This window comes from Thermophilibacter provencensis, assembly GCF_030372065.1.
In the GTDB taxonomy this organism is placed as follows: Bacteria; Actinomycetota; Coriobacteriia; order Coriobacteriales; family Atopobiaceae; genus Thermophilibacter; species Thermophilibacter provencensis_A.
Genome location: NZ_JAUDEA010000031.1, coordinates 1 through 6667, shown reverse-complemented (window position 1 = coordinate 6667; position 6667 = coordinate 1). Strand labels below are relative to the sequence as shown.

At 67.1% G+C, this 6667-nt stretch carries 7 protein-coding genes; 2 read left to right on the top strand and 5 right to left on the bottom strand.

Features of this window, described 5'->3' with window-relative positions; genetic code table 11:
• Window positions 1–91: 91 nt before the first annotated feature.
• From epsC to QUW25_RS09905, 5 genes are all read right to left on the bottom strand, one after another.
• Window positions 92–736: a serine O-acetyltransferase EpsC gene (gene epsC, locus QUW25_RS09925; RefSeq protein ID WP_289512057.1), complete on the bottom strand. Its 645-nt coding sequence runs from the start codon at window positions 734–736 to the stop codon at window positions 92–94.
• On the bottom strand, window positions 736–1650 hold the full coding sequence (cysK, locus tag QUW25_RS09920) for a cysteine synthase A (RefSeq protein WP_289512056.1): 915 nt from the start codon (window positions 1648–1650) through the stop codon (window positions 736–738). The genes epsC and cysK overlap by 1 nt, the downstream gene beginning before the upstream one ends.
• Before the next feature lie 187 nt (window positions 1651–1837).
• Complete coding sequence (gene pth2 / locus QUW25_RS09915) at window positions 1838–2269, bottom strand: aminoacyl-tRNA hydrolase (RefSeq protein WP_289512055.1); 432 nt, start codon at window positions 2267–2269, stop codon at window positions 1838–1840.
• Window positions 2270–2470: 201 nt separating this feature from the next.
• Complete coding sequence (locus tag QUW25_RS09910; protein WP_289512054.1) at window positions 2471–3649, bottom strand: cation diffusion facilitator family transporter; 1179 nt, start codon at window positions 3647–3649, stop codon at window positions 2471–2473.
• Window positions 3650–3723: 74 nt separating this feature from the next.
• Window positions 3724–4839, bottom strand: a complete 1116-nt coding sequence (locus QUW25_RS09905; RefSeq protein ID WP_289512053.1) for an acyltransferase family protein — start codon at window positions 4837–4839, stop codon at window positions 3724–3726.
• A 207-nt stretch (window positions 4840–5046) separates the two neighbouring features.
• Here QUW25_RS09905 and QUW25_RS09900 point away from each other — a divergent pair, with 207 nt between their 5' ends.
• Together QUW25_RS09900 and QUW25_RS09895 are read left to right on the top strand one after the other, a co-directional pair.
• Complete coding sequence (locus tag QUW25_RS09900; RefSeq protein ID WP_289512052.1) at window positions 5047–5535, top strand: prepilin peptidase; 489 nt, start codon at window positions 5047–5049, stop codon at window positions 5533–5535.
• A 241-nt stretch (window positions 5536–5776) separates the two neighbouring features.
• Window positions 5777–6613 carry an HAD family hydrolase gene (locus QUW25_RS09895; protein WP_289512051.1) on the top strand — a complete coding sequence of 279 codons (837 nt, stop codon included), beginning with the start codon at window positions 5777–5779 and terminating at the stop codon, window positions 6611–6613.
• Window positions 6614–6667: the final 54 nt, after the last annotated feature.

Below are 6667 nucleotides of genomic sequence, written 5' to 3'. Positions count from 1 at the left end.
TGTCATCACCTTTGTCACCAACCCACCCCGTCGCCCTTGCCATCACTTCACCCCTGTCACCACTCGCCCCGCCGGCACGGCCCACTTGTGGCTACGTCTCCATGATCCAGGTCTTGCCAAAGTCGTCGGTGACGCGAACCACGTCGCTCACGAGAGGGCACGCATGCACGCGGACCACGCGCGCAGGGTTGCCGACCACGGTGGTGTTGGGCGGGACGTCATCCACCACGACGGAACCGGCGCCAATATAGGCGCCGTCACCCACGTTGATGGCGCCGAGCACGATCGAACCCGCGCCCACCATGACACCGCTTCCGAGCGTGGGGTGGCGCTTGCCACCGTGTTTGCCGGTCATACCGAGCGTGGCGCCCTGGTACATGAGGCAGTCGTCACCGATGATGGCCGTCCCGCCAATGACTACGCCGATGCCGTGGTCGATGGTAAAGCGTCGGCCAATCCGCGCGGCGGGGTGGATGTCCGCGCCGTAGCGCGTGCGCGAGCGCATGGCGAGCCAAAGGGCCAACGTACGGTGCCCGTGCTCGTAGAGCCAGTGCTGGCGGCGGTACGCGCGCACGATCTTGAACCCCACCGAGAAGCGCGTGATGTCCTCGACGCTTTCCGCCGACGGGTCGCGCTCAAAGGCCGCCTGGGCGTCCTCGCGGATGAGCTCGCGTAGGGAGGGCACGTTCTTCTCGACGCGCGGGGATGCGTCGTGCGTGGTGGCTGCGACCTGCATCATGCCTCCATTGAGAGATAGCGCTCGCCGGTGTCCGGCAGCACGGTCACGATGGTCTTTCCCGCGAGCTCGGGGCGGCGCGCAAGCTCACAGGCCGCGAGCGCAGCCGCACCCGACGAGATGCCGACGAGCAGGCCCAGCTCGCGGCCAAGACGCCGCTTCATCTCGATGGCGTCGCGCGAGGTGACGGGCATGATCTCGTCGACGAGGGAGCGGTCAAAGTTGCCGGGCACAAAGTTGGCGCCAATGCCCTGGATGGCGTGCGCTCCGGCCTGCCCGCCAGCAAGCACCTGGGACTCGGCCGGCTCCACCGCAATGGCGAGAAGCGCCGGGTTCTTCTCCTTGAGGAAGCGCGCGGCGCCGCAGAGCGTGCCGCCGGTGCCCACGCCCGCAACGAGCGCGTCGACGGCGCCCTCGGTGTCGGCCCAGATCTCAGGGCCGGTGGTCTCGTAGTGTGCCTGCGGGTTTGCGGGGTTGTCAAACTGGCCGGCGATGATGGAGTTGGGGGTCGTTGCCGCAAGCTCCTCGGCGCGCGCCACCGCGCCCGCCATGCCGTCGGCGCCAGGGGTGAGCTCGATCGTGGCGCCGTAGGCGGTGGCAAGCGCTCGTCGCTCCACGCTCATGGTGTCCGGCATGGTGAGGATGAGGCGGTAGCCGCGCGCCGCGGCAATCATGGCCAGGCCAACGCCGGTGTTGCCGCTCGTGGGCTCGATGATGGTGCCGCCAGGGGAGAGGCGCCCCTCGCGCTCCGCGGCGTCCACCATGGCGCGGGCCACGCGGTCCTTGGCGGAGCCGCCGGGGTTGGCGGACTCGAGCTTGCCGAGCACGCGCGCGCTACAGTCGTCGAGAAGGGCGGTGAGGTCCACGAGCGGAGTGAAGCCGATAAGTGCCTCGACGGTGCGTGCGATGCGCATGGTGCCTCCTCTGTTGACGTGCGACTAGGGTCGCACGCATAAACCCACCATGCAAGTAGGAATTACGCGACCGAAACATTGAGGGCGACGGGGCGAGTTGGTGACAAAGGTGACAGGGTAGGTTGTCATGAAATAATTTTCATGACAACCTACCCTGTCACCTTTGTCACCAACTCCGCCGTGCGAGCTAGTACAGCGGGAGGTCGCCGGTCAGCGGGTCGATCTGCTCGGCGGGGAGCGGCTCAAAGGCGAGGCAGGTGTAGGTGGGCTCGCCGTGGAACTCGGTGTGGCCGGCGTCGCGGACCAGCGCGACGGCAAAGCCGAGCTCGCGTCCGCGGCGGGCGAGGTCGAGAAGCTCCTCCTCGGAGTCCACGTAGACGCAGACCTTTGCCACGCCCGCGTCAAACCAGTCGGTGAGCGGGGAAGTGTCGTCCTCGTCGTGGTAGAGCCATGCCCAGTTGTCGGTGGCTTGGAGGTCGGCGGCGCGACCCTCGCGCACGAGCGCCATGAGAACCGCCTCGACGCACGCGTGGCCGGCCTGCGCGGCGATCTTCCCCTTGCGCATCTTGAGGTCACGCCTCATGACGATCATCTGCTTTGACTTGTATGTTCCGGGCATCAAAACTCCAATCTGGTGGCGGCAACGGGGAAAGTTGGTGGCAGGGGCGACGGGGTTGGTGACAAAGGTGACAGGGTTAGTTGGTGACAAAGGTGACAGGGTAGGTTGTCATGAAAAGTATTTCATGACAACCTACCCTGTCACCTTTGTCACCAACTAACCCTGTCACCTTTGTCACCAACCCCGTCGCCACCCCCGTCATCACTGGCGGGAAGAGACGTAGGAATCGTCGATCGTGATCTTGCAGATGGCGCGCGGGTAACGCTCGCGCACGAGCTCGGAGATGCGCTTGCGCAGCTCGCCGGCAGTGAGCGCAAAGTCGGCGGGTCGCACGCAGTCAAAGATGACGTTGGTGTGCGTGGGTCCGGGCACGCAGCGCAGATCGTGGATGGAAAGGGCCGGGTCGATTCCCTTCACGGTAAGGTCGATCCAGTGGCGCATGTCGCGGACCTGCGGGTCGTTGGTGACGATGGGGTCGTAGTGCAGCGTCATCACCAGGCCCTCCTCGGTCTTGAAGTCCTGCTCGATGTTGTCGAGAAGATCGTGCTGCTGGAGCGGGTCCCCCTCGGCCGCCATCTCAACGTGCGCGCTCGCGAATTGACGGCCGGGGCCGTAGTCGTGGACCATGAGGTCATGCGTGCCCAGCACACCGGGGTAGCTCATGATTTTGGTGCGGATGTGCTCCACGTAGGCGGGGTCGGGCACCTTGCCCAAGAGCGGGCTTATCGCCTCCTGCACGAGCTCGATGCCGCTCCAGCAGATGAAGCCGCCTACGGCAAGGCCCGCCCAGCCGTCGAGGTCAAAGCCAGCGAGCTGGGAGATCACAGCGGAGGCGAGAACGGCGGCGGTGGAGATGACGTCGTTTCTGGAGTCCACGGCCGTGGCCTCGAGGGTGTCGGATGAAATCGCGCGGCCAAGCCGACGGTTGAAGGCGGACATCCAGAGCTTCACGAGCATGGACCCAACAAGGACCACCACCACGGCCGGACCGAACTCGGTGGGCTCGGGATGGAGGATCTTCTCGACGGAGGAGCCGAGCAGGTTGAGTCCGATGGCGCACACCAGCACCGCCACCATAAGGCCGGCCAGGTACTCGTAGCGCCCGTGGCCGTAAGGGTGCTCCTCGTCTGCTGGGCGGCTCGCAAGCTTGAAGCCCAGCAGGCTCACCACGTTGCTCGAGGCGTCGGAGAGGTTGTTGACGGCGTCCGCCACGATGGAGACGGAGCCAAAGAGAAGCCCCACCGCGCCCTTGCCCAGGCAGAGCGCCACGTTGCACGCGATGCACGTGATGCTTGCCACCAACCCGTAGCGTGTGCGCACGGCCGGGCTTGCCACGTTGTCCGCATCCGGGACAAACGTCCTCACGAGCCAATCTGTCATGAATACCCCCTCACATGAAGCGAGGGAAAGTATACCCCGTGCCCAGGACAAAGGTGCGGCTTCCCCTCTCCCGCTCAGGCGAGATGGAGAAGGCGCAGCAGGGGAATCCTCACGAGCCGGTCAAAGGCAAGCACGCAGGCGAGAAAGACGAGGCTCGCGACAACGCCAACAACAAGGAGGGCGGCCTCGCCGTATGCGAGCGCCGCGGTGCAAAGATCGTCCACGAGTGGGTGCCAAATGGAGCCAAACAGGGACTGAACCACGTAGAAGCCCAGGATTGAGGGGGTGAGCTCGCAGGCAAGGCGAGCGAGGCGGGTGGTCTTCTCGCCCTCCGGCCGTCTGTCGGCGCCGTCCGCGGAAAGCCCGGCGGCCACGGCCAGCGACGCCACCGCGAGCGCAAACGAGACGAGCGACGTGGACTTGAAGGAGAGCGCCGCGAGCAGGGCCGTGTTGCCGGAAAGCCCGGCCACGCTCTCCGTCAGCAGGGCGGCGCCAACGCAGGCGCCCAGGAGTGCCCGCGTGCGGGGCAGCGCTCGCCCGGAGAGCGCTCCACCGGTAAGAAATGCCACGAGGTAGCTCACCGCGCTCATGAGCTTGCGCCACTCAAGGAGGCCGCGCTCCTCGCTTCCGGGGGAGACAAACGCAATGTAGGCGTTGACGGCAAAGACGAGCGCCACGAGCACGGCCACGGCAATACGGGGACGTCGCACGTGGGCCCACACCAAGCCAATCACCGGGGTTGCCACAACAACGGCGAGGTAGACCCATATGAACTGGAGGCCGCCAACGAGCCACTGCGTCTTTGCGAGCGAGACGCGCTCCATCGGGACGAGCCACGTGCTCACGGCAAGCGCGAGAAGCGCGTAGAGAAGAACGCTCGCCAGGATGGGGAGCGCGCGCCGGGCGGTCCTTCTTGCCTGGTCGGCCCAGTAGCCGGGGTCTCGGGCGGCGGCAGCGGCGCGCGGGACGAGGAAGTAGCCTGATATGAGGAAGAAGACATGGTTGCCGTAGGCGCCGAGCAGGCTGATGAGCCCAAGGGCGAAGAGCGCGGGCGGGCTGGCCTGCCACGTGCCGCCCGTTGCGGCGTCAAACCAGGTCTGGAAGGTGTGGAAGACCGAGATGCCCGCGATGGCCACCAGGCGCAGCACCTCGATGCGCGGGTTGCGACGCTGTGGCGCTCTCTCGCTCATGCGGTCCTCTCTATGCGGGCGTATGCGGTGTGGCCTTAGCTTACACGAATCTGCCACGGTGGGTCCCATGCTGTATCGCCGCAGGTAAATGGTGCCGTTTTTGCAGCGGGTGCGCACATGAGCGTCCTTGCTGCCCTTTTGCGCGCCGCGCGGAGGTGCTTCTCTGGAGGGCGTGGGGCTTGGTGGCTTCGTGTGAGGGAGGGTCTCATGGACAGGGCGTGTCTCGCCGTGCTTCTTGGCGCGCTGGCGTGGTCGACGGTGACGGACCTGCGCCGTCGCGTGATTCCCAACGGATGCGCGCTCGCGGTGGCGCTCTCCGGGCTCGCGCTGGGCGCGGCAGAGGGCGCGGCGGCGCGCTCGCTTGCGGGAGGGGCCGCCGCGCTTGCCGTGCTCCTGCTCGCGGCGCGGGCGTCCGCGCGACGGGGCGGGGCTCCGGGGGGCGGGGGGGGAGGCGTCAAGCTGCTCTCGGCGCTCGGGCTCTGGTTTGGGCCCGTGGCGGGGCTTGCGGTGGTTGCGCTCTCGTGTCTGCTGGGGGTTCTGAGCTGGCTGCTGGCGGCTGGCGTGCGGCGGGTTTGCCGGCGCAACGGGAGGGACGCGCCGCAGGTTGCCTCCGCTGCCCCCGGCATTCCCATGGCCCCCGCCATCGCGCTCGCGGCACTTCTCGCCCTGCCCGCGCGCATGGGCGCGGCGCTTTGACCCTTTCGTGACCACGCGGTTACCGTCTGCGACTTTGTGGGAGCATGTGGCGCCGTGGTGGGGTTATATCTAGAATGGTCGCATGTCGGATCCCCAACGCCTGGCGTGCGGCTTCTTTTGGGTGCGACGGCCCCCGACCGTCGCACCTGCCTTCTTCAAGTCGTGTCGTGCGCGGGCGTTTGACATGGGGCGCGCGAGTCCTGCGCGCGTCCGCGCACGGCACGCTTCGAAGGGACCTCCCGTGATTAGGCTCGTACTCTCCGACCTTGATTCCACGCTCATCTGGCAGCCGGACCACACGGTCACGCCGTTTGCCCTGGACGCCATTCACGCGCTGCAGGCCGCGGGCGTCCACTTTGTTCCCTGCACGGGGCGCATCTTCCGTGACCTCCCGCGCATGTTTGCGGGAGACGAGTCGGCGTGCGCCACGGCGGTGACGAGCAACGGCCAGCTTGTCTACCTCGACGGCGAGCTCGTGGAGAAGGTGCCCATCGCGCACGAGGCGCTCGTTGCCGTGGCCGACGAGCTGCGCGGGGTTGATGACGCCTACCTGGTCATGGAGTACGGCGGCGAGAAGGTCGCAGTTGGTGCGGATCTTGGCTTTGTGCTCGCGCACCCGGACAACTTCTGGCGTGTGGAGACGGCGCTTTCCGAGGTTCCCGACGAGCCCTGCTACAAGGCAAACGTGCGCGTGGTGGGGAGCTTCGAGCGCTGCCGGGAGGTCGCTGCGGTGCTGGGGGCAGCCCTCGCCGAGCTCGACTTTGTGTGCCCGATGCCTGGCACGCCCCATATAGATCTCACGCCCCACGGGTTTGGCAAGGACCACGGCGGCGACTTCCTCATGGAGCGCCTGGGCCTCACGCCTGACGAGGTCTGCTGCTTTGGTGATGCCGAGAATGACCTCGCGGTGCTGCGCCACTACCCGCGCTCCGTGGCGGTGGCCAACGCGGTGCCGGCGGTGCGTGAGTGCGCGCGCTGGCACATCGGTCGCGCCGACGAGGAGGCCGTGGCGCACGCGCTTCTCGACATCGCGGAGGCAACGGCCGCCGGACGCATGCCGTCGTTCATGGGTGCGTGAGAAGGGGACGCGCTTTCCCCCTCAGAGCTTCCGGGACAGGCCTGGGGCGACGGG